The organism is Paenibacillus sp. FSL L8-0663 (assembly GCF_038008125.1).
GTDB classification, from domain to species: Bacteria; Bacillota; Bacilli; order Paenibacillales; family Paenibacillaceae; genus Paenibacillus; species Paenibacillus polymyxa_D.
Genome location: NZ_JBBOYM010000001.1, coordinates 539,589 through 561,404 on the forward strand (window position 1 = coordinate 539,589; position 21,816 = coordinate 561,404).

Sequence of the window (21,816 nt, forward strand, 5' to 3'; positions counted from 1 at the left end):
ATAAGGCTGCTCGCTCTATCGGACTGAAATTTTAGATTTTTAAAGAAGCGACGATTTTAATTTTAGGGAGGAACCTGGCGATGGCTATTGCAGAAGTGACAGTGATCCCGATTGGAACGGGGAGTACAAGCCTGAGCGACTACGTTGCTCAGATGCAAAAAGTGTTGAAGACGCAAAAAGGAATTACCTATGAGCTTACCTCCATGAGTACGATACTTGAAGGTTCGTTGGACGATGTATTCACCGCCATTGCTGCGCTGCACGAAGCACCATTCCTGTCAGGAGCGAAGCGTGTTTCCACCTCGGTCAAAATTGATGATCGCCGTGACAAACCTTCCTCCAGTCACCAAAAGCTCCGTTCCGTCGCAGAGAAACTATCTGGCACCGCGACAGGAAATGTTACCGAACTAAATCCAAATCCTAGTTGAAAAAGTTGATGTAAGTGATTGATTTTTATGTAACTAAGAGTATAATAGTTTTTGTTGTCAGTTACACTGACCTGCTGGTGTAGCTCAGGGGTAGAGCAACGCACTCGTAATGCGTAGGCCGGGGGTTCAATTCCCTTCACCAGCATTCTATAAAACTCAAGCACAGCGCGGCTTCCAAGCTTTTTGGAGGTCGCGCTTTTTTATTGAACTGAGGATTCTTCTACCATTTTTCTACCCTTTAGTCTAATAAAGTGGGTTCTTCGGTGCTAATGCTCTCTCCTGTGATTGAATCGCCAATGTTTTTTAACACCGCTTCTTGGAGATTCGGAAGAACATGTGAATAGGTATCCAGAGTTACATTGATAGACGAATGTCCAAGTCGCTCTTGAACGATCTTCGGATGATTACCAGCTTTGAGAAGTAAGGTTGGTTATTTTTACACTTTCAGGATTATGCGGTTTCAGAAATTAAAGCAGCATTTAAATCTTATTGTTAATGTGCCGGATAAGCTTTTAACCACCATCATAGCATTCACCCTCAAGTTACCATTGGAGGATTTTAAAGCAAAAGCTCTGCTAACCTTATGGTTGGCAGAGCTTGTTCGTTACCGGAACTCCGTATTTGTTTTCGCAGCCCCTATCGTTAGATACGCTTAATTTATTTCATTATATCGTTCGATTGCCTTGCTTAGCTTATAATTGAAATTCTCAGGTGTGCCATCCGTAGTGTTCAGGAACTGGCCGTTCAGGTCAGAATCAGATACAGGTTCCTTCTTATTGATGCGTTCAATAATTTTCGAAGCAGCCGCTTTTGCCTCAGTGGCTGAATCAACATAGTTCCTGATACTGAAGCTGTTAATCCCTTCTTTTTGAACTCGATTCTTATCTTTTGAGATTGTCATGAGCGCACTTAGATCTGCGGTCATAATGTCGTATTTGGCTTTAAACTTCGTCATATCAAGCTGCAGCACATTGTCGGCGGTGATACCCTGCTCATCCATTTCAATGGCCGTAGCCTCGGCATCTATCATGAACTTCAAGGCATCATACCTGATCTGCTGGTCTGAATCTTTGAGTTTTTGCAGTTCAGCCAGACGCTGCTCGTTACCCAATTTTTGCATAGCCGTGAAGTATTGTTTGGAGACAGTCTCGTAAGCGAGATTGGCACTTACCAGCTTGGTATGCAGCTGTTTTCCTTTTGCGAAGTCATCATCCACGTAGCCTTTTGTATCATAGTAGGCTTTCATCTCGTCCAGGACGGACAACAGATCATTGATGACCGGTGTCAGTTTGATCACTACGGGATCTGCGTTCGCAAAAGCAGGTTGGCTTGCGGTATAGCCGTTCGCTTTATCAATAACTTCCCGCTCAGTTTCAGCAACGCCGAGCATGATGAAGCTGAAGTTCTTCTCGATTACAGGCTGTGTATCCACTCCGAACTTCTCGAAATAATGAACCAGAACCTCATTGATTCTGCCTGTCATCAAGTTATTCAGCCTCACATACGCATTGTATTTTTCGATTTCTTTGCTCTCGCCGGACGTAACGCCTGCAGTCGCTTGATCCACGGTGGATGTAATGGCAGAACAAGCGGACAACATTGCACCCAACATAATAATGGAAATAAAGAATGATAGCTTTCTCAAAATAGTGATTCCCCCGACTGAGTAATTTAACGTGCTCTTCTTTTGTAAGATGTCTGAATAGGAGAGAGAACAACTGACCTTTTCCGGGCGATTAAAGTCCCTCTTCGCCGCATACCAATGTTAATTGTAAAACAATCTATTCAATTTTAAATTTATTTGGTGAATAGGTCTTGAGACTTGAGTAGCATAATTTTATAAAGTTCTTTGTTGTTGACGATTGCTCTGCCAACTTTCTAAATGCTTATATTCCTCTGGTCTCAGTTATAAACTGTTGTCAGGAGATATAAGTGTGCTTCAAGATTATGTTGAATATATTGCAGCAACATCCGCCACTAACGAGAATGAGAAAATCTCAAAACTGTTGAATGTTATAATTTCAGCAAAAGATGTAGAAGGTATACTTCAGCAATTTGAAGCCGAAATAAATGCTTTTGCACAACAGCAACTATCATCAGATGATATGTATACCCAACAAGTGATACCGGATTATATCGCGTGGTTTGGTTACGAGTTATCTTATTATTATTTACATCGAGGTTCTTACATTGATGGTTTTAAACATTTGATGTATTCATTAGTAAGTTATCATACACTAAATAATGAGACTTGTTTTATAAACTGTTTGGGTTTGTTTTTACATTTTCGGGATTATGCGGCTCCTGAAACCAAAGCAGCATTTTTAAATTTTATGGAAAAGGTGTGGATGACCAATGTTGAAAAAAATGGTACTGCTAATCATCGCGGCTAGCTTTTTGTTTATTGTTACTGTGCCGGATCAAGCCCTTAACCACCACAATAGTATTCAGCCTTACGTTACCATCGGAGGTGCTTAACGTAACAAAACCAATCCCCGCTAACCATACTTGGTCGGCGGGGATTTTTGTTGAACAATCTAAGGGGAACAGTGTGTTGAGGAATCGTACTGGAAATTTAGGCTTTAACTGGTTCAGGTCTTTTTAATTGAAGAGGGGGAGGTATTAGCCAACCCTTTTCTTTGTTCATTTTTAGAATACGGACTCCCAAAGCAGTCTTAGTTAGATGATATTTCGCAAATAAGGTCCCGATGTCTTCTCTAATGGATTGACCCATAGCTTGGCTGCAAGATGTCAATCCTACAGAGGTATCTAATGCGATTTTAGCTGCGATTTCGGGATCAGTAAACCTTGCACCAACTGGGATATCCTCAAGTTTGACAGGAGGTCTTTCAGGCAAAATAGGAGCTGGGGCAATCCCATTATCAGTAAGCATTGCGTCGCATTCTTGGATTTCCAGTTTAGCTTGATCAATAAGATCATCCAGTATTTTTTTGAGCTCTTTGTCTCCTGCGTGGTTTAAACATGCTTGGTAAAATGAAACGCTGCCTTTCGCTAACGCTGAAAACTGCCACACACTATAAACTTCTCCGTAATGCATGGGCTCGTCTTTTGGATTCCCGCTTAGGATACCCATTATAAAAACCACTCCTTTTTTAATTTTAATGATGTACAAATTTATGATTCCCAGTAGTGAAGATTTAATGTGTGTATAAGAAATAAGTTCAATTGGCATGCTATATACATTAAAAAATTGATTGCAAACACAAATTTAAGGGAGTGGTTTAGGCATGTTGAAAAAAATGAAGATAATGGCTGTTGTTGCATTAATGATTTCAAGCTTTGGAGCGGCAGTAGCATTTGCTGAAAACAGTCAAAACAATATGGGCACAAACGACAATGGTAGAACACAAATGCTAACTACTACTAATAATAATGATAACGATAATAATAATAATTGGGGGTGGCTTGGTCTGTTGGGGTTAATTGGATTGGCAGGTTTAAAACGTCGCGAGCCTGAAAACCACAGTAAAAGATAATCGTAAACAACAACTCAAAAACAACTAAACAATCCCCGCTAACCATACTTGGTCGGCGGGGATTGTTTACTTTTAGGATTCACCACACCGATCACCAAATAGCTATTAAGATTAACTAATCTTATTTTTCCGTGATCAATGTGAATTTAGAGTAAATGAAAGGACTCCGCTAATGTATTGCCATAAGAGTCTTTATTTGATTACTCACTTACTTAAAGCCTCAGGGTATCTTTACTGTTTTATGGAGTAGTGGGTAATGCAGTTTCCTTCTCTTCATTATTTTTTTGAAGATCAATTACTAAGTACAACCCCATGAATACTTCTATCATATATTCCATTCCAACCGACAAAAACGAGATCCATATGAATCATTTAGCGGACATTCTGACAGAAGGCATTGTCAAACAGTTTCCTGAAAAATTTCAAGTGAGCGCTATAGACGCTGCAAAGCAGATTAGCTTTCTATAAATACCCCAAAGGGTGGCTATGGAAAGCTTTTTTTACCGAGAAGCCGCCTCAAAATATATTTCAATACATATACTTGGAGCATGAACATTCGAAGAAATAGTTTTCGAGAAAAATAGGGAAGTTGGCTTTTATGCAAAATAATATTTTCTAATTTTAAAATGTAGAATGGAGGGAACTTCTTGTGCCACGAGCTTCAGTTATACTGCCAGTTTATAACACTGTGTCCTTTGTTTGGGAAGCAATCCACAGTATATTAGCTCAAACCTATTCCGATTTTGAATTGATTATTATTGATGATGGCTCAACAGATGGATCCGCTTTTCTTATTTCACAGGTAACAGATCCTAGAGTGGTTAAAATATTCCATAGTACCAATCGAGGTTTGGTTGCTACTTTAAATGAGGGATTCAATAGGGCAACTGGTGAATATATCGTTCGTATGGATAGCGATGATATTTCTACGCCAGATCGATTGGATGTGCAAATATCATTCATGGATCAAAATCCCTTAATTGATGTATGTGGTGCTGCTTTTACTACTTCTAGTGGAGGGGCACTTAAGGTGAATCCGGCTAGTCATGAAGAAATTAGAACATGGTTGTTATTTCATTGCTGTATCTGCCATCCTGCTACAATAATACGCAATAGCATGATACATCGGCTAAACATTCAATATGATAGTAGTTATCCTCATGCCGAAGACTACGAACTGTGGAACCGATTAGCCTCTCAGGTACAAATAGCAAACCTCCCTATAAGCTTATTGTATTATCGTCAACATAAAGGACAAGTGTCCATTCAGCACAGAGCCATACAAGACGACACCGCTCGGAGAATTCGACAAAGACAGTTTAGCCAGTTGGGCTTGGAATTATCAGATGAAGAGAACCAGATGATGCTGAATATTCTTGAGTTTAAAATTAATCCCTATGATTATAATTGCTACACTAAAGCTGTGGGATTTGCAAATTGGGTGTTGGATCAAAACCGTAAGTATCAGATTTACAATCAGGAACTATTAAGCATGGCTTTTTCGCGGTGTATATCTCATCTTCCATATTAACAAAGATATCAGCACGCGATCGGAAAGTATCCTAATATTCCGCTGGCATGCGTAAATGGAGTGTTTTTTATGTTTACCTGAATGCCCGGTCATAAAACATATTTACACATATATTAAGATGAAGACAAATAAAGGAGGGCTAAAGCTATGAGCGGATGTGCAGGTGCAGCTGTTTGCGGTGTGTGGACTTCTACAGCGGCTATTTTGGTGCTCTATATCCTCTTGGTTATCATCCTTAAATCATGTTGGGTTTAATTTTGCGAAAAGAATTGTATGATAATGACCCATCAATCAAGTTGAACGACCTTCTTTCATTCTGTCCGAAATTAGATTAGATAAAAAGCACTGCTAACCTTATGGGTCGGCAGTGCTTTTTGCATTTGAACAATTTTCTAATCACTTTATCTAGCCGGATAGAGTCCCTCTCGTTGTGTATTTAGTTGAATACTCGCTTAAGGGCTTGCATGATTAAAATTTATTGATTTTCTTTCGTGAGAAAAGAAGCTGCTAACAGTGTAGTATTCGTATAGCCACCTGAAATATTTTCATATGAAAAATTAGCGATAGGAACTCCAATAACTGTAGCAACGTCTCCTTCAAAAATTTCCCCACTTGCTCCCGGATAAACTGCCATTACTGTATTATCATTTTCATCACTAATATAAACGATAGCCGTTGTTCCTATAGGAATGTTATCTTCTTCTATATCTATTACATCGCCGCTTATTTTTACAAATTTGTTTAAGTATAAGTTCAAATTTTTATTTAAGTGTTTTGTTGTTACGGATTTGTCTACTAGATTAATGACTTTGCTTTTATCTGTGGAAGGAAATAAGTCACTGTTTTTAGCAATGAAGTCATAAGACGTTTGTTCCATAGAAGCTTGATCTTCTGTTAACATGGGGGTTCCATCTTTCATGAATTCAGCAAATAAATATTGTTTATCTGTGACCTGATTTGTAGAAGCTTGCTGAGCAGTATTTTCATTGCTTGCTGTTTGTTCAGTAGCAAAGGATGTACTTGAAGACCCAGACCTTGTCGTTGCTTCTTTGAAATTGCTTCCACAAGCTGTTAGAGCTACAGAAAGTAGAGCAATGAATAGAGCTTTTTTTAACATGACGAATTCTCCTGTGAGTATCCTCATCGGTTGAGGTAGTTGCTCATTTTATCTTGTTACCTTTATTATCGAATATTAATGTTGAATACATAAGCAAAGCACAGCTTCCAGGCTTTTTGGAAGCCGTGCTTTTTTTGTTTAAAAAACGATTTGCAAACTTTTAGTCTAGAAAAAATGTATCGTCCAGTATAGCAATTTAGGCGTGATTTTGAGATTAAGTAAATATAAAGAAGGACTTCATCGGCAAGTTAGCCGACATGAAGCCCTTCATCATGCTTATTTAGTTGAATATTCGCTTACTTCAAATGTGAGAATTTTGTTGAAGATTACGTAGTCTTTGCGATTGCTGAATGGACCTTTGTTGTTATTGTGCTTGTCAATGGCAAAGAAAGAAGCACCTCTACCAGCATCTTTAGCGTCATACCAAGCGATGAAGGCATTCAGTTCTTTTTTACTCAAATCGAATTCTTTATCAAATCCATTGTCCATCGTTACAGTCAGAATGGCGCGGTCACCAGTTGGTTGGGAGGCCCCATCTGTATCCGACGGATCGGGCTTAGTGGACGGATCCGGTGTAGTAGACGGGTCAGGCTTTGTGGACGGATCCGGTGTAGTAGATGGATCAGGCTTTGTGGACGGATCCGGTGTTGTAGATTTACCTGAGTCTTGGTAAGGCAAAAATCCTTCAGGGACTGGATATTTAAATTGGCTAGCACCGAAATTAGCTTGAAAGGATTTATATCCATTTTCCCCAGCCATAACCATCGGGAATACTTGTGATCCACCGAGTTGAGATGGTTTTGCAGTATTAGAACCTTGCCAAACTCCATTTTTGTACCAAGAAATTGTGTCGTTATCCATGTCCAACGCTAAACCAATAGTATCCTTCTGCGCAAAAGTTTTACCATATTTAGTTCTTGTTATATCAGAAGATATTTTAGTTAAAATTTGACCGTCATACCCATAGTAACTATGATACTTCCATTTATCTGATGTATTAGTACCTGATTCACTTGTTATACCAATTAATGATATACTTGGTATATCTGGATTTCCATCAACTACATTTACTTCCCAGTACCACTTCCCACTGGTTTTTCCTACAGTTGCTTTATCTCCTTGACCTCCATTCCCTAGTTTTGCTAATAAAGAACCATTCGACCAAGTCACGTTACTAGTCTCAGCTTTTGTAACAGTAGGGAACAATGAGAACACCGAAACCCCAATGAGAAGGGCTAACACTATTGTTCCTAGTTTTTTGAATATAATATTTTTCATGACTTCCTCCTAAATATATGTAATAACAAGTGAATTATAGAACTGGATTGGGAGAATTGTCCAAACATTAAATGATATATATTCAAATATGAGTATTATTATGGAATTTAATTTGTTAACTTCAGAATTAGACTAATATGAGGCGTGGGATTCGATAATCATAATAACCTGGCATATCCCATATGACTAAGTAAGTGCTTTTTGCTCACATAGAGGAGGGATATGATTGGATGCATTCGTAGCGCGCTCATTAGATGAAATACGATTTTGGTCGAGGATTATGAAGGAGCATTCCTTTTTTCTGGGGTTAGGTTTTAGAGCGGAAGATACTCAACTTAAAACAGAAGCCAATCAGTTTTACGCTATTTTCGAGGATATCGAGAAAAGGTCGCATGAATTTAATAACAAGACAGATCCTTATACAATCAAAGAGTTTAATACGGAAGTTCAGAATGCGGCGACGAATATTTGGGCATTTAAGAGGATGGTACTGGGCCTTATATTACAATGCAAGCTTCCTGGACAAACCAATTTTCCTTTACTGGTAGATCACGTAAGTCGGGAAGCAAATTATTTCAGAAACCGTTTAGGAGAACTGAATTCAGGAACACTTGAACCCTTACCTGATGCTATTATTGACGAAAATGTATTTTTCTTAAAAATCATGGCCGATCACGCAAAATTTATAGGCCATTTACTTGATCCATCCGAACGTAAACTGGTTGAACAAGCTAGGGAGTTTAGTAATGATTTTGATATGCTAATGTTTCAAGCGATTGACCTAAGTCATATGCGACCACAGTCACAAACCGTTCCACTCCTGAGTCAATTTGTTGATGAGAACCGTGTCTCTGTGAAGTCCTTGCGTGATTTTAAGAAAACAGCGCGTGATTTAATCGACGAGTGCCGAATAAAAAGCATTATCCATCCTTTATTAGCCGATCATGTATTTCGTGAAGCTGAGAGGTTCCTTTTTATTCTCGATATGTTTGATCAATCCTTATCAGGTGTTAAGGTGAATAAGAGAGAAATCATGCACTGAGAGAGCCCAGCCAAAAGAACACAGTTTCTGTAAAATATCCAGTGGAAATAAAGCTTTAGATTGAACAAAAAATCAAACAGCGGCGGACCAAGACTTGAAAGATAAAGTCTTAGACAGCCGCTGTTGTCATCCAACTAACGTGTATGAGCATATAGAAAATCCAATATGTCAGCATTAAGTCCCCTATGGAAATGTTCGCGATCAAAGCCGGGAGGGTCTTGCGATGGGAGAAAGGCTGGAGTCCTCATCGATTTCGGGAAGGGACTCAGAAAGGAGAAATGTCCGGCGTTTTTTACTGTTTTGTATTGTACCTTCTTAGGGTCCAGCACGCCATCCAATATTATACGCGCGTGTAAAGAAGGAGTGTACTGATCCTTCTCTGCATCCATCATTAAGATAGGTAGATTAACCGTACGCAAGCTATCTTCAGCTCGAAACCAGACCGACGCTGGCGCTAGTAAAACGAGGCATTTTACTCGGTAATCTGGTGTAACCTCTATAAGCTGGGGCTTTCCGTCCTAGGTCTCGTGAGGAAAAGAAGTCGGCACGCCACCTGCCGCTGCTAATACCGTATAACCACCCATGGAATGTCCAATGAGCGACACAGCATTCCTTATCAAATTGTCCTTGAAAAGCATACTATCGAAAAACCAATCGGTGGCCATATTAAGATGTCTAGGTCTATAGATAAGATTCTGGGCAGTCCCTTCCAGACTATTATCATTTCGATTGTTAAATGGATGCTCTGGAATGCCGACAATAAAACCATTACGTGCTAAATACTGCGCCAAAATCCGATACACAAGCGGTGTACTGCCAGTACCGTGAGAGATGATAACCAAAGGGAACCTTCCTTCCGATGGCCCTGCCTCTCTCGCCAACTCTAACTGGTATGGACCCAATCGCTCTATTTGTTCGGGTTCGTTCGTTGGATACATTACCATCATGGGAAATATAATGCCTAGAGAGGAATCCTTTATTTCTACTTCTCGCCATCCTGCATAACTATTCTTAAATTCTGCGTTTCTTATCATCCACTATACTCTTCCTTTCTCGAAATTTTTGTTTAACTATCCCCCCTGCCCGTTGCTTAATGCAATAATAGACAGCTACGGAGTGCATACGCCCCATCTCCGATCAGCTTCAATTTTTCTTGTTCACTTCTAATTATTGCTATATATTCAAATCCAAGTATCATTGGCTGCCGTTAATTCTGACTCTGCTCCTCCAGTATTTACCACTCCCCTCGGCTCTACTAGCATGATATGGCACTCCTCATGGGCGAAAGGTTTATGTTCGACCCCCTTAGGTACAATAAACATCTCTCCCTGAGAAACTTGTACCCGTCCATCTCTAAAATCAATGAACATCTCACCTTCAAGTACAATAAAGACCTCGTCGGTATCCTGATGATCATGCCATACAAAATCCCCAACTATTTTCACCAATTTAAATTGATAGTCATTCATTTCACCAATAACTTTCGGAGACCAATGATCACTAAACTTAGATAACTTTTCATTCAGTTTGATGGATTGATACTTCATAATAACCTCCTTGGAATTTCCCGAAATTCAATTACAATAATAAGAATATTGAAATTTGGTACTTTTATCTACCACCTACAATGGTTAAATGATTGTTCACTCTGAAAAACTAGATATCCTCAGATGGATTTATAATCGCCAAAACCTGGTGATCCTCCCATTTTCCGTTGATCTTTACGTTGCTTCGAGAGATGCCTTCTTTGTGAAAGCCAGCCTTCTCAAGCACACGTATGGATCCTGGATTCTGGGGAGAGGCTTCCCCGAAGATCCGGTGAAACTTTAGCTCATCGAAGGCATAGTGAACCACTTGCTTCACCGCCTCCGTCGTATAACCCTTTCCGTTATATGCTTGGTCTAGACTGTATCCGATCATACAGCTCTGAAGCGGTCCTCTCACCACAAAAGATAGGCTTATGCTGCCTATAATCCGGTCGTCCTCCTTGTGGCATACCACGAAGGAATATTTCCGGTCTTCCATCATGTCGGCCTTGCTTTTAATAATCGTCTGGAGCTGGTGCTCCTCCGTATAGTACTTCTCTTGGTTGTTTGGCGAAAACTTCTCAAAGAATTCTCGATTGCGCTTGTACATTGCTGCCAACTCTGCGGCGTCCGTCTCCTCAGAGAACCGGATGTATACTCGCTGCTCCGACATCTGCACCATCCTTCCAAACTGTAATATTGAAAGAATTATATCACAGGATGAAGATTGGGAAATTGATTTGATGAATGGTGTATATCAGGCAGCATTCCTTTGAATGTTAACTAAAAATATATACCGTAATTATTGGATTGGATATAATGTTTTCTAAAAAAGGAGGATATATTGTAATGAATAATGCTTACGAAGTGCTTGAGGAGCGTATATCCGAATGGGGAATCTCTAATGAGGAAATTATTGCGGTTTATATCGTTGGGTCCCGGGCAAGAGAGGACAAGCCTTTTGATGAGTTTTCTGACTTGGATGTAGTCGTCTTTTCAACGAATCCAGATTACTATCTTCAAAATGATCAATGGTTACTAAACATCGGCAAAGTTTGGACCAGCTTTATGTTTCGAACGGCAAAAGGGGATCCGGAAAAACTCGTTCTCTTTGACCAAGGGGCTGAGGTTGATTTTCTATTCCGTCATATTTCTGATCTGGATCATATAATCAAAAATGGACGTATTCCTGAAGGATTTCAGCGGGGGGTCAGGATGCTGCTCGATAAGACGGGGAATGGAAATCAAATCATTTCTCAAACCACAACGATCCCGGATACTCCTCTAATATCTGAAGGTGCTTATCTACAGGTTGTTAACATGTATTGCTTCGCCTCTCTATATGTGGCTAAACAAATTTTGCGTAATGATCTGTGGGTAGCTAAGCAAAGAGATATGGACTGTAAACAATTATTGCTGCAAATGATAGAGTGGCATGCAAAAGCTGTACATGGATCGGAATATGATACTTGGCATGCAGGGAAATTCATGAATGAATGGGCTGATCAAGATGTTGTTACTGATTTGAAGAAATCTTTTGGGAAATACGATCCCAATCATAGTTGGGAAGCATTGGTCGTATCCTTAAAGTTGTTCAAACGATTATCCTCGGAAGTGGCAGCTAAGTATAAATACGCGTATCCGGATGAATTATTTTCCCATATTCAAAACTGGTTAGGGGGACAATATGATAAGCATAGATAAAAAGTCGAGCACCCTAATTGTTGTACTGCATGAGATTTATGGGATTAACAAGCATATACAAAATTTTTGTAGCCTATTATCAGATCAGGGTTATGATGTCATTTGTCCAAATTTACTAGGCAAAGAAACGCCTTATGACTATTCGCAAGAGGAAAGTGCCTATACCAATTTTATAGAAAATATAGGATTTGAACGCTCTTTCTATCATATCGAAAGTTTATTATTAAGTATTCGAGCTCGCTATAAAAAGGTATTTATCGTCGGCTTTAGCATAGGGGCAACGGTTGCCTGGCTGTGTAGTAAAGAAAAGTATGTTGATGGAATTGTAGGATACTATGGCTCTCGTATTAGGAATTATTTAGAAATAGCTCCACATTGTCCAACACTGCTTTTTTTCCCACAGGAAGAACCATCATTTAATGTGGATGAGCTCATTTCAATTTTAGATAACCGTAATATCCGGGTACATAAATTCAGCGGACAGCACGGATTCAGTGATCCGTACTCTCCCCGATATAACGTACATTCGGCTCAGCAATCATTTAACGAAACGGTAGAGTTCTTCAAGAGAGGTTGATCAATGAACAGCTTCATCCAGCCCACACCTGTTTCATTACTCTGGGGAAACGCACAGTCTTGATATGCGGATTAGTCATATGTATACACATCATTGACTATGAAAAGGAGACGTATGTGGCTGTGGCTACCTTTTTTTCATAATACCATTCAACCTTCTCCGGCAGATGGGGCAAAAGCGGCGGATCAGAGCGGGAAAGCTTCTTAATTTATCCTGCTTACTACGACAGGAGTTAACTTTCAGGACTCCGCCATTGCTATTGCCCAATTCAAACAGTCTGCTTGATTTGAGGTAATGCGAAAAATAAAAGGACTCTGATGATCTAGTCGACCTCTATCGAAAATATCTCTTTAAAACCTCTTTTACCCTCGGCTGTAATACGTATCGCTCGGGTTGTAGGCAGACGCTCGATCCAATGTAATTCGAATAATCTGTCCAGAATAGCACTTCCTAAAGCACCGGCAAGGTGATGGCGTCGTTCACTCCAATCCAGGCATTTATGTGAGAAAGAGCGGCGCTTTTGTCTTGTTTTTGTAAGGTCAATCTGAAAGTCAGTGAAGAAAGTCTCTCCTTGGTCCGTAATATGAAGCCCGTCCTGATCCTCGGAAAGAATCCCCTTTTGCATGAAAAAATTCATGAGCTGTACGCCTAATTGACCCGCAACATGATCGTAGCAAGTTCTTGCCAACCGTATGGCCTCGTTTTCGGAGGCTTGTTTGAATGACTTGATTGGAACAGGTGGAGCTATGGATAAAAATGACTCCATCACCCGGGCAACTTCGGGGTCTTGAATGCCATAGTAACGGTGACGCCCTTGTTTTTCCACAGTAACGACGTGTGCCTCGGTCATTTTAGCCAGATGGAAGCTGGCCGTTTGCGGTTTGATGCCTGCCATATGGGCCAATTCACTTGCCGTGTGGAATCTGCCGTCTAATAAAGCGGTGAGTATAGCTGCACGAGAAGGCTCGCTAACAAGAGAAGCAATCATAGCTACATTTGACTTGGTACTCATGGCACGGTTATCCCCCTTTGTAATCCATACTTCGATGAAGGTTGAAATATTTATATTTTACAATAGGGAGGTAGATCTGAATAGAAGGAGAAGAGATAATGAACCCAACAAATCAGATGAATGAGATGAATCATACCCCAAACGTTAAAACGATTAACCCTAGCATTTTATATTACGGAACCCCTGTGATTTTACTCAATACGGTGAATGAGGATGGAACGACCAATATTAGCCCGATTTCCTCCTCGTGGGCATTAGGAGATTGTGTGGTACTAGGCATTGGAACAGGTGGCAAAGCATTAGAAAATATGGAGCGGCATCCCGAATGTGTAATCAATGTTCCGGGACCTTCCATGTGGGAAAATGTAGAACGTTTGGCTCCTTATACAGGTAAGAATCCTGTTCCAGCGGAAAAAAAGGAACATGGATTTATGTACCATAAAGATAAGTATGAGATCAGCGGACTCACTTCGATTGAGTCGAATAGGGTCAAGCCTGCCCGAATTAGGGAGTGCCCTATTCAAATTGAAGCCAAGGTGAGGGATGTAAGAATTCCTGACCATTCTCCTTATTTTGCTATCGTCGAAACTCAAGCCATACAGGTGCATGTTCATCAGGATATCATCCTCGGCGAGAACCATATTGATCCGACAAAGTGGAGTCCGCTCATCTATAATTTCCGCCATTATTTTGGTCTGGGTGAGCATTTGGGCAAAACCTTTCGATCCGAAACCTGATGCTTTAAATAAAATGATAATATCCTACCTGAATAATGAGAATTATCTTCCCAAATCGTTCTTTTTGTGCGAGAATAATTGAAAAATCATCCATGACTACGCATACAGGAAGAGACGATTCATACAGCACGTATAACAAGGGAGGAAATAATCATGTCAGAAGAACGCAAGCTGTCATTCGAAACTCTCGCTGTCCATGCCGGACAAGAGATTGATCCTACTACCTTTTCCCGCGCCGTTCCGTTGTACCAAACCACTTCATATGGATTTCGGGATGCCGAGCATGCGGCTGATTTGTTCTCGCTGAAAGAATTCGGCAACATTTATACGCGTCTGATGAATCCGACCACGGATGTGTTCGAGCAACGGATTGCCGCACTGGAAGGCGGGGCTGGCGCGTTGGCCACAGCTTCGGGAATGGCGGCGATTTCCTTCTCCATTCTGAACATTGCGGGAGCTGGAGATGAAATTGTATCAGCCTCCAGCCTGTATGGCGGTACATATAATCTGTTTTCTACCACACTGCCCAAATTGGGTATTAAGGTGCATTTTGTCGATTCGGATGATCCAGAGAATTTCCGCCATGCCATTACGGATAAAACGAAGGCCATCTTTGCCGAAACGATTGGCAATCCACAGGGCAATGTGCTGGATGTGGAAGCAGTAGCGGCGATTGCGCACGAATATGGTATTCCGCTGATTGTGGATAACACGTTCCCAAGTCCTTACTTATTGCGTCCTATTGAATACGGAGCGGACATTGTCGTGCATTCGGCAACGAAGTTTATTGGCGGACATGGTACGTCTATTGGTGGGGTGATCGTGGACAGCGGCAAGTTTGACTGGAAAGCGAATGGTCGTTTCTCGGGGCTGACTGAGCCGGACCCGAGCTACCACGGAGTTGTTTACACCGAGGCGGTGGGACCTATCGCATATATTATCAAGGCACGGGTGCAATTGCTACGGGACTTGGGAGCTGCCATTTCTCCGTTCAATTCATGGCTGCTGCTTCAAGGCTTGGAGACACTTCATCTGCGGCTGGAAAGACATAGTCAAAATGCCTTGAAGGTAGCGCAATATCTCGAAGGCCACAAGGATGTGGAGTGGGTAAGCTACACCGGGTTGCCGAGCCACCCGTCCTACGCATTAGCTCAAAAGTATTTGCCGAAAGGACAAGGAGCAATCCTGACCTTTGGTATTAAAGGTGGAAGCCAGGCGGGAAGCAAGCTAATTGCGAATGTAAAGCTATTTTCTCATTTGGCGAATGTAGGTGATTCCAAGTCTTTGATTATTCATCCGGCAAGCACAACGCACCAGCAGTTGAATGAGGAAGAACAGGTTGCTGCCGGAGTCAAACCGGAGCTGTTACGCCTATCTGTCGGGACAGAAGCAATAGACGATATATTGTATGATCTGGAGCAGGCGATCGCGGCCAGCCAGCAGTAGTAGCAGTAGACTCTTCTTAGACTAAGTGTGACAGAGCATTCGTGTAGCATCGCAAGTGATTTTTCGACCCAGATCGGTATTCGTTCAGGGTTGATCAGGCGGGGGGCAACCTCCGTCTTTTTTTGCGTGTTGACAACATACCCCCATAGGTATATATTATACCCCATAGGGTATATAAGGAGGGGAAGAAGTGGGTAGAAAAATAGTTATTATTGGCGGGGTAGCAGGTGGAGCTTCTGCTGCTGCGAGATTGCGTAGATGGAATGAGGAAGACGAGATTACTCTGTTTGAACGCGGAGAGCATGTTTCTTTTGCGAACTGTGGCCTTCCCTACTATATTGGCGGGGTAATCCCTGCGCGAGAGAAGCTGTTTCTCCAAACACCTCAAGGGATAAGAGACCGTTTTAATATAGATGTGCGGGTACTGAAAGAAGTGATACAAATAGACCGGGAGCAGAAGCTCGTCCATTTCCGCGATATGGTTACAGGGGAAACAGATGAGCAGCCATATGATATTGTGGTATTGTCGCCGGGAGCCAAACCGATGATACCGGACATTCCCGGATTACATGAAGCTATGAATCTATTTACATTAAGAAATATTCATGATACGGACGTTATTAAGGCATATGTAGATGAAAGACATCCAAAGCATGTCACGGTGATCGGGGCCGGATTTATTGGGCTGGAGATGGCCGAGAATTTGCGAGAGCGTGGACTTGCAGTAACTATTATTGATATGGGACAACAATTATTGAATCCGCTGGACCCTGAAATGGCTAAATTGGTAGAACAGCATATGAGACTGAACGGGGTGGAGGTGCGTTTAGAGGAAGGAGTCACGGCTTTTGAAGAGCAGGGTGCACAACTTCGTTTGACCTCCGGGGGTGTGCTTCAGACGGACATGGTTATTCTGGCGATCGGTGTTGTTCCTGAAAATGAGTTGGCCAAGCAAAGCGGATTGGAACTTGGTTTTCGCGGCGCCATCCAGGTTAACGCCCAACTGCAAACCAGCGATCCGGCCATTTATGCGGTGGGGGATGCCATCCAGGTCAAGGACCGCAATCATGGGTTTGCAACGATGGTATCGCTAGCTTGGGGAGCCAATCGTCAGGGGCGCTTGGCAGCAGATCATATTAACGGTCAGACAATTTCTTATGATGGGGCGCTCGGAACATCCGTCATTAAGACCTTTGCATTGACTTCAGCATCTACAGGTAATAATGAAAAAACATTACAGCGGCTGGGTGTTCCTTATCAGGCTGTTCATATTCATCCCGGTTCGCATGCTGGTTATTATCCTGGCGCATCACCCATCGCTATGAAGCTGCTCTTTAATCCCGAGAATGGGATGATCTATGGGGCGCAGGCTGTTGGAGCTGATGGAGCAGACAAAAGAATTGATGTCATTGCGACGGCTATTCGTGGTCATTTGAACGTCCGAGAACTGGCTGATATTGAACTTGCTTACGCACCTCCCTATTCTTCAGCAAAAGACCCTGTGAATATGGCTGGCTACGTGGCTTCGAATATCATGGATGGGCTGGTCCAAACGATACAGTGGCATGAAGTTGATGATTTTCACCGAAAGGGTGGTCTTATTATTGATGTTAGGGATGCAGTGGAGCTACAGGCAGGAGCCATTCCAGGTTCGATTCATATTCCTCTGGCCGAGATTAGAGAGCGGATGGCGGAAATCCCTAGTGATCTGGAGATCGCGGTATCCTGCCAAGTTGGTCTGCGAGGCTATATTGCGGCCCGAATTTTGATCCAATACGGTTATCGGGTGAGGAACGTTGATGGTGGCTATAAGACGTATTCGGTTATGGCTGAACGTGATCATCTCTTAAAATAGTTCATCACCCATCCAATCTGGTTGAGGTGATCTGTTACTTCGCCGTGCAGCGCACCAAAGAAAGTATCTTGTAGCTCCACGGTAACGGTACCTTTTTCTGCTAGTGCGTGGTAAGCCTGCTTAAGCTCGTCCTCACTTTCACAGTCGAGAATGATTTGTACATGCTGTGCTTTCAGCGGCTTACCGTAGGAATCCGAAAAATGGATATGACTGCTACCCAGGTGAAGTTCAGCGTGCAAGAGTCTGCCTTCCTGCTTGTTTAGCACTTTGATTTTTCCGCCTAAAACCGATTGGTAATAGTCAATTGACTGCTGCACGTCGTTTACAATGACAAAAGGGCTTGCACTTCTCATGGAATCATTTCCTTTCCTGTCTTTAATGTAGGATTGCTACTGTACATTATTTACGTTATTCGCAGAGTTTACCCCTTTTCTGATCAAATTATGGCTTGGTTCACTGTGTGACGTCTGTTACAATAGAAGAGGCATATACGAATGGATAGAAAAGAGGTTGAACAGTGGGCACTTCAGTGATTTGGGAAGCAGTTATATATTGGGTAATCTTGGTGATTTCCGCTCTGTGCGTGATCGCAGTATCTGGTAGTCGGAAGACGGCAAGCACGATTATTTTGGCGCCCGTTGTTTTATTCTGTACCATATTTATGATGCAGGGCTCGGTGTTTACTGCCATGCAGCACCCGACGATGGGGTCTAATGTGGGTTTGGGTATGGCATTTCTGACAACATGGGTAGTCAGCGGAATATTGTTTGCTGTAGCGCTTGTAATTGCTTTTATTAAATATAGCAAGAAGAACAAGGCGTAATTTAGCCCTAACCTCATATGAATAAAGGCTTTCGGTGATGTGCCGAAAGCCCTTTTTGTATTCCTTCTTAACCATGCAGGATGTCTCCGCTTATCTGCGTCTTCTCATAAGCAACACAACGATCAGCACGACGATGATCACGATCAATAGGAATTTCATATTCGATAACCTCCTTGGTCTGTCTCATATTTGGTATTAACCATTTTTAGTTAGTATGCACCGATGGATCTCAAGCAAGTATCTATTGTCGAGTTCTTGGGGAAATTTAGAATGTGGGATCAAAAAGAGGTTTACAGGCTTAGCTGGAAAGTGTATACATAAAGTAAGGGAGGCGATTGCCATGAGTGATCGTGCATTTCATTTGTTCTATATTATTTTCTTAACGGTTCTGGCACTTGGAAGTGTTGGTGGAGTCGCTTGGTGGCTGCGCTCTGTCGGTCGTCAAGAGAAGGAAAAAAGCTGAATTCAACATGGGAATACAAGCCCAGTGCATCTTCCAGTAGGAGGGTGCATTTTTATGTGTTATAATGGGAACATATGTTCTTTGTAGGAGGGAAGACGATGTTGCCAGATTTGGAACGAAAGCTGCTACGTATTTTGTATAATTATTTCGCCCAGCATCGCCACATGCCTACAATGGCGGAATTGACCGTAAAAACGGGCAAGCGAGACGCTGAAATTACAGTCGCCTTGCGACATATGGAACAGGAGCGCTACATCACTTGGGAAAACAATTCGGGTACCCAACATGTTGTTTTACTGGAAGGATGGGAGCGTCCCTCGACCCAAAGGCGCACTCAAGCCGAAACAAGACGTTCCACTACGCAAACGATGCCGACCGATGGTACAGAATATTGGACGAATTATTAAAAGGTATATAAAACTGGAGAATTAATGAGTTTTTAAGGTGCATATCATTTAGTTTTAAGAAAGCGAGACTATAATGACCCTATTAACCCCTTTTTGATCAAGCTATAGGCCCTGTCGATGTATCGACGGGGTCATTTTTTTGTTCATGATACGGTTTCCGTAAAATGAAAAATCCCCCGGGGATCATCCGGAGGATGGGTGCAGTTTGCATGTACTGCACAGCTTGCCCAAACTTCATCGTTTGATGGCATAATATATATTCAACCCCTGCTACCTTGCAATATATGGTCAGCATGTTCATAAGGGGCAGTGTGATTCCACTGTTCATTTTCCAAACGACAAAAGCCCTACCTCTCTTTCGTCCTTGCGGCTCCGATGACCGCGCCAGTGTGAATGTGAAAATCTTCGGCAAAAGCTCAAAATTCTACATTAGGGTTATACATAAAATTTGGAGAAGCTCCATACGGTGATTAGGAGTAATAGCTTGTTGCGTGGAATCTTATGGGGTTAATACATACTTTAATAGTATAGCAGGAATATATCTAAAACACAAGGTGTATTTGGTTTCTTAATTAAGAATAGTATGATTTCCCATCTATAAATTGCAGACTAAAAGTCGTCTTCGTATTGTAAAATGCTCAAGCAAGAAGGTAAACTTTTGATGGTTGGACTCCGATATTGAATACACAAGATATTTTAGAGTGTACGGATGAAAAGAGGGGTAGTAATTTGCCGACCTATAAGCGCTTTATTCAGCATGTTATCCTGAACTATATTATAGGTTCGTTTATCACTGTATTGTTGGTAGGTATGATTTTTGTATTTTCCACGTTAAATGTAGCCCACTATGAAATTTGGGGTCTTGTTAAAATTATTGCATTTTCCAGCGTCATTATGATTGCTTGTGAAACCATAGTGTTTCGAATCCATTTGAGACCAGTTCATCGTTTTTTTCTAGGTAACCAGGAAACACTCAAGGATGTAGAAGCGGTGTATATCCGGGTTCATCATCTGCCTAATTTGTCAGTTTTACGTATTGTAGGACCGCATTTGTTAGGCTTCTCTATCCCGGCAACCGTCATTGCGTTATGGATGATACATACTGGACAACTTACTTTTCCCTTTTATTATGTAGGAATCGCCTGTATAGGAGCTTGTCTGGTTGCTTCCATGCACGCACTGGTTGAATTTTTCCTGACCATGAGAGCAATCAAACCACTGCTGGAGGAAATTCGGGATCGAACCTACCAGCAATATGGATTGAGCCTGTCCCTGCGAGGACGAGTCCTGCTATCGCTTCGGCATAAATTTCAGTTAAGTGCGACGCTCATTGGTGCTTTTCCTTTATTTTTATTTTGTTTAGCTACACAGATTCGCTTGGAACGTTTGGAGGCGGCGAATTCTAGTTCCTATTGGGCATGGGCGGGTGCGATTTTAATCTTTGGTGTAGCCTTTGCTTATCTGGGAGGCAGGTTGCTGACCCGTGAGATCGAACAGCCGATCCACCACCTGCTGGAAAAAATGAATGAAGTGAAGGAAGGCCGCCTGAACAGTAATGCCAGCGATTTGTATTCGGACGAATTTGCGGAGCTGGTCGAAGGATTTAACATGATGATTGAGGGCCTAAAGGAACGGGAAGAAAAGAACGGTCAGCTATTGGACAGTTACTTCGCCACCTTGGCGGCAGCACTGGATGCACGAGATGCCTATACCGCAGGACATTCTTTGCGTGTAGCTGAATACTCTGTACTCATTGGGCGCAAGGGAGGTTTGAATGAGGCGGACCTCGATTTGCTGCGCAAAACAGCCTTGCTGCATGATATCGGTAAAATCGGCGTGGCTGACGCTGTGCTGCTCAAGGACGGCAAGTTGACGGACGAGGAGTTTGATCAGATTAAAATGCACCCGGTTATGGGAGAGAGCATTCTTCGGCAAGTTGAACCGGCTTATGCTATGGCCCCTTATTTGCCTGGCGTGCGCTCGCACCATGAACGTTATGATGGCAAGGGATATCCTGATCAGCTCGCTGGGGAAGATATCCCCCTATTTGGGCGAATCATTGCTGTAGCGGATGCTTATGATGCAATGACGTCTAATCGCCCCTATCGGCAAGGTATGAAGGAAGAGAAGGCGGTTATGATATTGGAGGAGGGAAAGGGAACCCAATGGGACCCTTATTTTGCCGAATTATTTGTCAAGGAGTGGCGCCGGAACAAAGGCATCACAAGCTGATTCTATAGGTATCAGCACATTAGAGCGAGCCATTGAGGTTCGCTTTTTTATATAGGGAGCTAAGCATCTTTTGACATGTCGAAAGATGGGGCTTCATGTTATGATGTACAAGAAAGGCAAACGCGGTTAACATAGGCCTGG

At 42.1% G+C, this 21,816-nt stretch carries 22 protein-coding genes, 1 tRNA gene and 3 pseudogenes; 16 read left to right on the forward strand and 10 right to left on the reverse strand.

Annotation, left to right across the window (positions count from 1 at the left end; all coding sequences use genetic code 11):
* The first annotated feature begins 80 nt into the window (after nucleotides 1–80).
* Nucleotides 81–428, forward strand: a complete 348-nt coding sequence (locus tag MKY75_RS02370; RefSeq protein ID WP_340884198.1) for an MTH1187 family thiamine-binding protein — start codon at nucleotides 81–83, stop codon at nucleotides 426–428.
* 73 nt (nucleotides 429–501) lie between these two features.
* Nucleotides 502–573: transfer RNA gene (locus MKY75_RS02375), tRNA-Thr, on the forward strand.
* 93 nt (nucleotides 574–666) lie between these two features.
* Here MKY75_RS02375 and MKY75_RS02380 read toward each other — a convergent pair.
* Nucleotides 667–855, reverse strand: a pseudogene (locus tag MKY75_RS02380) (tyrosine-type recombinase/integrase); the annotation flags it as partial.
* A 225-nt stretch (nucleotides 856–1,080) separates the two neighbouring features.
* Complete coding sequence (locus tag MKY75_RS02385; RefSeq protein ID WP_340884201.1) at nucleotides 1,081–2,073, reverse strand: YiiG family protein; 993 nt, start codon at nucleotides 2,071–2,073, stop codon at nucleotides 1,081–1,083.
* 262 nt (nucleotides 2,074–2,335) lie between these two features.
* Between MKY75_RS02385 and MKY75_RS02390 the strand changes: the two are divergent.
* A pseudogene (locus MKY75_RS02390) lies at nucleotides 2,336–2,821 on the forward strand (transcriptional regulator); the annotation flags it as partial.
* Nucleotides 2,822–3,003: 182 nt separating this feature from the next.
* Here the strand turns inward: MKY75_RS02390 and MKY75_RS02395 are convergent.
* Nucleotides 3,004–3,522, reverse strand: coding sequence for a DUF3231 family protein (locus tag MKY75_RS02395; protein WP_340887053.1), 519 nt, complete (start codon nucleotides 3,520–3,522; stop codon nucleotides 3,004–3,006).
* Nucleotides 3,523–3,676: 154 nt separating this feature from the next.
* Between MKY75_RS02395 and MKY75_RS02400 the strand changes: the two genes are divergently transcribed.
* The 3 genes from MKY75_RS02400 (at nucleotide 3,677) to MKY75_RS02410 (ending at nucleotide 5,711) form a co-directional block, all read left to right on the forward strand.
* The gene (locus MKY75_RS02400; protein ID WP_029516020.1) at nucleotides 3,677–3,925 is read left to right on the forward strand and encodes a WGxxGxxG family protein; all 249 of its coding nucleotides are present in this window, start codon (nucleotides 3,677–3,679) and stop codon (nucleotides 3,923–3,925) included.
* 649 nt (nucleotides 3,926–4,574) lie between these two features.
* Entirely contained in the window at nucleotides 4,575–5,456 is an 882-nt protein-coding gene (locus MKY75_RS02405; protein ID WP_340884203.1) for a glycosyltransferase family 2 protein, read from the forward strand.
* Nucleotides 5,457–5,603: 147 nt separating this feature from the next.
* Entirely contained in the window at nucleotides 5,604–5,711 is a 108-nt protein-coding gene (locus MKY75_RS02410; RefSeq protein WP_023986758.1) for a hypothetical protein, read from the forward strand.
* Between the two features lie 220 nt (nucleotides 5,712–5,931).
* On the opposite strand, the gene MKY75_RS02415 is transcribed toward MKY75_RS02410, so the two are convergent.
* Together MKY75_RS02415 and MKY75_RS02420 are read right to left on the reverse strand one after the other, a co-directional pair.
* The gene (locus MKY75_RS02415; protein ID WP_069010792.1) at nucleotides 5,932–6,573 is read right to left on the reverse strand and encodes a hypothetical protein; all 642 of its coding nucleotides are present in this window, start codon (nucleotides 6,571–6,573) and stop codon (nucleotides 5,932–5,934) included.
* A gap of 276 nt (nucleotides 6,574–6,849) precedes the next feature.
* On the reverse strand, nucleotides 6,850–7,851 hold the full coding sequence (locus MKY75_RS02420; protein WP_340884204.1) for an SPRY domain-containing protein: 1,002 nt from the start codon (nucleotides 7,849–7,851) through the stop codon (nucleotides 6,850–6,852).
* 226 nt (nucleotides 7,852–8,077) lie between these two features.
* Between MKY75_RS02420 and MKY75_RS02425 the strand changes: the two genes are divergently transcribed.
* A complete protein-coding gene (locus MKY75_RS02425) occupies nucleotides 8,078–8,893 on the forward strand; it encodes a DUF2935 domain-containing protein (RefSeq protein WP_039270320.1) in 816 nt (271 codons plus the stop codon).
* Nucleotides 8,894–9,027: 134 nt separating this feature from the next.
* On the opposite strand, the pseudogene MKY75_RS02430 reads toward MKY75_RS02425, so the two are convergent.
* The 3 genes and pseudogenes from MKY75_RS02430 to MKY75_RS02440 form a co-directional block, all read right to left on the reverse strand.
* A pseudogene (locus MKY75_RS02430) lies at nucleotides 9,028–9,927 on the reverse strand (alpha/beta hydrolase family protein).
* Nucleotides 9,928–10,074: 147 nt separating this feature from the next.
* On the reverse strand, nucleotides 10,075–10,440 hold the full coding sequence (locus tag MKY75_RS02435; RefSeq protein WP_039270324.1) for a cupin domain-containing protein: 366 nt from the start codon (nucleotides 10,438–10,440) through the stop codon (nucleotides 10,075–10,077).
* Nucleotides 10,441–10,549: 109 nt separating this feature from the next.
* On the reverse strand, nucleotides 10,550–11,092 hold the full coding sequence (locus MKY75_RS02440) for a GNAT family N-acetyltransferase (protein WP_080658582.1): 543 nt from the start codon (nucleotides 11,090–11,092) through the stop codon (nucleotides 10,550–10,552).
* Between the two features lie 176 nt (nucleotides 11,093–11,268).
* Here MKY75_RS02440 and MKY75_RS02445 point away from each other — a divergent pair, with 176 nt between their 5' ends.
* Nucleotides 11,269–12,123, forward strand: coding sequence for an aminoglycoside 6-adenylyltransferase (locus MKY75_RS02445; protein WP_029516010.1), 855 nt, complete (start codon nucleotides 11,269–11,271; stop codon nucleotides 12,121–12,123).
* On the forward strand, nucleotides 12,107–12,700 hold the full coding sequence (locus MKY75_RS02450) for a dienelactone hydrolase family protein (protein WP_318627639.1): 594 nt from the start codon (nucleotides 12,107–12,109) through the stop codon (nucleotides 12,698–12,700). The genes MKY75_RS02445 and MKY75_RS02450 overlap by 17 nt, the downstream gene beginning before the upstream one ends.
* A gap of 322 nt (nucleotides 12,701–13,022) precedes the next feature.
* Here MKY75_RS02450 and MKY75_RS02455 read toward each other — a convergent pair whose 3' ends face one another.
* Nucleotides 13,023–13,712 carry an ArsR/SmtB family transcription factor gene (locus tag MKY75_RS02455; protein WP_029516008.1) on the reverse strand — a complete coding sequence of 230 codons (690 nt, stop codon included), beginning with the start codon at nucleotides 13,710–13,712 and terminating at the stop codon, nucleotides 13,023–13,025.
* Nucleotides 13,713–13,810: 98 nt separating this feature from the next.
* Here MKY75_RS02455 and MKY75_RS02460 point away from each other — a divergent pair, with 98 nt between their 5' ends.
* The 3 genes from MKY75_RS02460 (at nucleotide 13,811) to MKY75_RS02470 (ending at nucleotide 17,750) form a co-directional block, all read left to right on the forward strand.
* Complete coding sequence (locus MKY75_RS02460; RefSeq protein ID WP_165148038.1) at nucleotides 13,811–14,449, forward strand: flavin reductase family protein; 639 nt, start codon at nucleotides 13,811–13,813, stop codon at nucleotides 14,447–14,449.
* 153 nt (nucleotides 14,450–14,602) lie between these two features.
* Nucleotides 14,603–15,895 (forward strand): homocysteine synthase, encoded by a 1,293-nt coding sequence (locus MKY75_RS02465; protein WP_340884206.1) that lies wholly within the window; start codon nucleotides 14,603–14,605, stop codon nucleotides 15,893–15,895.
* Nucleotides 15,896–16,085: 190 nt separating this feature from the next.
* On the forward strand, nucleotides 16,086–17,750 hold the full coding sequence (locus MKY75_RS02470; RefSeq protein WP_029516004.1) for a CoA-disulfide reductase: 1,665 nt from the start codon (nucleotides 16,086–16,088) through the stop codon (nucleotides 17,748–17,750).
* Here MKY75_RS02470 and MKY75_RS02475 read toward each other — a convergent pair.
* Nucleotides 17,735–18,103 carry a VOC family protein gene (locus MKY75_RS02475; protein ID WP_029516003.1) on the reverse strand — a complete coding sequence of 123 codons (369 nt, stop codon included), beginning with the start codon at nucleotides 18,101–18,103 and terminating at the stop codon, nucleotides 17,735–17,737. The genes MKY75_RS02470 and MKY75_RS02475 overlap by 16 nt on opposite strands.
* A 164-nt stretch (nucleotides 18,104–18,267) precedes the next feature.
* Between MKY75_RS02475 and MKY75_RS02480 the strand changes: the two genes are divergently transcribed.
* The 4 genes from MKY75_RS02480 to MKY75_RS02495 all read left to right on the forward strand — a co-directional run bounded on the left by MKY75_RS02480 (nucleotide 18,268) and on the right by MKY75_RS02495 (nucleotide 21,675).
* Nucleotides 18,268–18,573 carry a hypothetical protein gene (locus tag MKY75_RS02480; protein ID WP_238794843.1) on the forward strand — a complete coding sequence of 102 codons (306 nt, stop codon included), beginning with the start codon at nucleotides 18,268–18,270 and terminating at the stop codon, nucleotides 18,571–18,573.
* 340 nt (nucleotides 18,574–18,913) lie between these two features.
* The gene (locus MKY75_RS02485) at nucleotides 18,914–19,036 is read left to right on the forward strand and encodes a hypothetical protein (protein ID WP_274386362.1); all 123 of its coding nucleotides are present in this window, start codon (nucleotides 18,914–18,916) and stop codon (nucleotides 19,034–19,036) included.
* Nucleotides 19,037–19,134: 98 nt separating this feature from the next.
* Entirely contained in the window at nucleotides 19,135–19,443 is a 309-nt protein-coding gene (locus tag MKY75_RS02490; protein ID WP_029516002.1) for a hypothetical protein, read from the forward strand.
* A 729-nt stretch (nucleotides 19,444–20,172) separates the two neighbouring features.
* Nucleotides 20,173–21,675, forward strand: a complete 1,503-nt coding sequence (locus MKY75_RS02495) for an HD-GYP domain-containing protein (RefSeq protein WP_340887054.1) — start codon at nucleotides 20,173–20,175, stop codon at nucleotides 21,673–21,675.
* Nucleotides 21,676–21,816 lie beyond the last annotated feature (141 nt).

What these genes read in the sequence shown, in the direction of transcription:
- MKY75_RS02395 (WP_340887053.1), bottom strand. Translation starts at nt 3,522, where the DNA reads ATGGGTATCCTAAGCGGGAATCCAAAAGACGAGCCCATGCATTACGGA.
- MKY75_RS02450 (WP_318627639.1), top strand. Translation starts at nt 12,107, where the DNA reads ATGATAAGCATAGATAAAAAGTCGAGCACCCTAATTGTTGTACTGCAT.
- MKY75_RS02415 (WP_069010792.1), bottom strand. Translation starts at nt 6,573, where the DNA reads ATGTTAAAAAAAGCTCTATTCATTGCTCTACTTTCTGTAGCTCTAACA.
- MKY75_RS02410 (WP_023986758.1), top strand. Translation starts at nt 5,604, where the DNA reads ATGAGCGGATGTGCAGGTGCAGCTGTTTGCGGTGTGTGGACTTCTACA.
- MKY75_RS02465 (WP_340884206.1), top strand. Translation starts at nt 14,603, where the DNA reads ATGTCAGAAGAACGCAAGCTGTCATTCGAAACTCTCGCTGTCCATGCC.
- MKY75_RS02435 (WP_039270324.1), bottom strand. Translation starts at nt 10,440, where the DNA reads ATGAAGTATCAATCCATCAAACTGAATGAAAAGTTATCTAAGTTTAGT.
- MKY75_RS02440 (WP_080658582.1), bottom strand. Translation starts at nt 11,092, where the DNA reads ATGTCGGAGCAGCGAGTATACATCCGGTTCTCTGAGGAGACGGACGCC.
- MKY75_RS02420 (WP_340884204.1), bottom strand. Translation starts at nt 7,851, where the DNA reads ATGAAAAATATTATATTCAAAAAACTAGGAACAATAGTGTTAGCCCTT.
- MKY75_RS02445 (WP_029516010.1), top strand. Translation starts at nt 11,269, where the DNA reads ATGAATAATGCTTACGAAGTGCTTGAGGAGCGTATATCCGAATGGGGA.
- MKY75_RS02490 (WP_029516002.1), top strand. Translation starts at nt 19,135, where the DNA reads ATGTTGCCAGATTTGGAACGAAAGCTGCTACGTATTTTGTATAATTAT.
- MKY75_RS02400 (WP_029516020.1), top strand. Translation starts at nt 3,677, where the DNA reads ATGTTGAAAAAAATGAAGATAATGGCTGTTGTTGCATTAATGATTTCA.
- MKY75_RS02475 (WP_029516003.1), bottom strand. Translation starts at nt 18,103, where the DNA reads ATGAGAAGTGCAAGCCCTTTTGTCATTGTAAACGACGTGCAGCAGTCA.
- MKY75_RS02370 (WP_340884198.1), top strand. Translation starts at nt 81, where the DNA reads ATGGCTATTGCAGAAGTGACAGTGATCCCGATTGGAACGGGGAGTACA.
- MKY75_RS02485 (WP_274386362.1), top strand. Translation starts at nt 18,914, where the DNA reads ATGAGTGATCGTGCATTTCATTTGTTCTATATTATTTTCTTAACGGTT.
- MKY75_RS02455 (WP_029516008.1), bottom strand. Translation starts at nt 13,712, where the DNA reads ATGAGTACCAAGTCAAATGTAGCTATGATTGCTTCTCTTGTTAGCGAG.
- MKY75_RS02460 (WP_165148038.1), top strand. Translation starts at nt 13,811, where the DNA reads ATGAACCCAACAAATCAGATGAATGAGATGAATCATACCCCAAACGTT.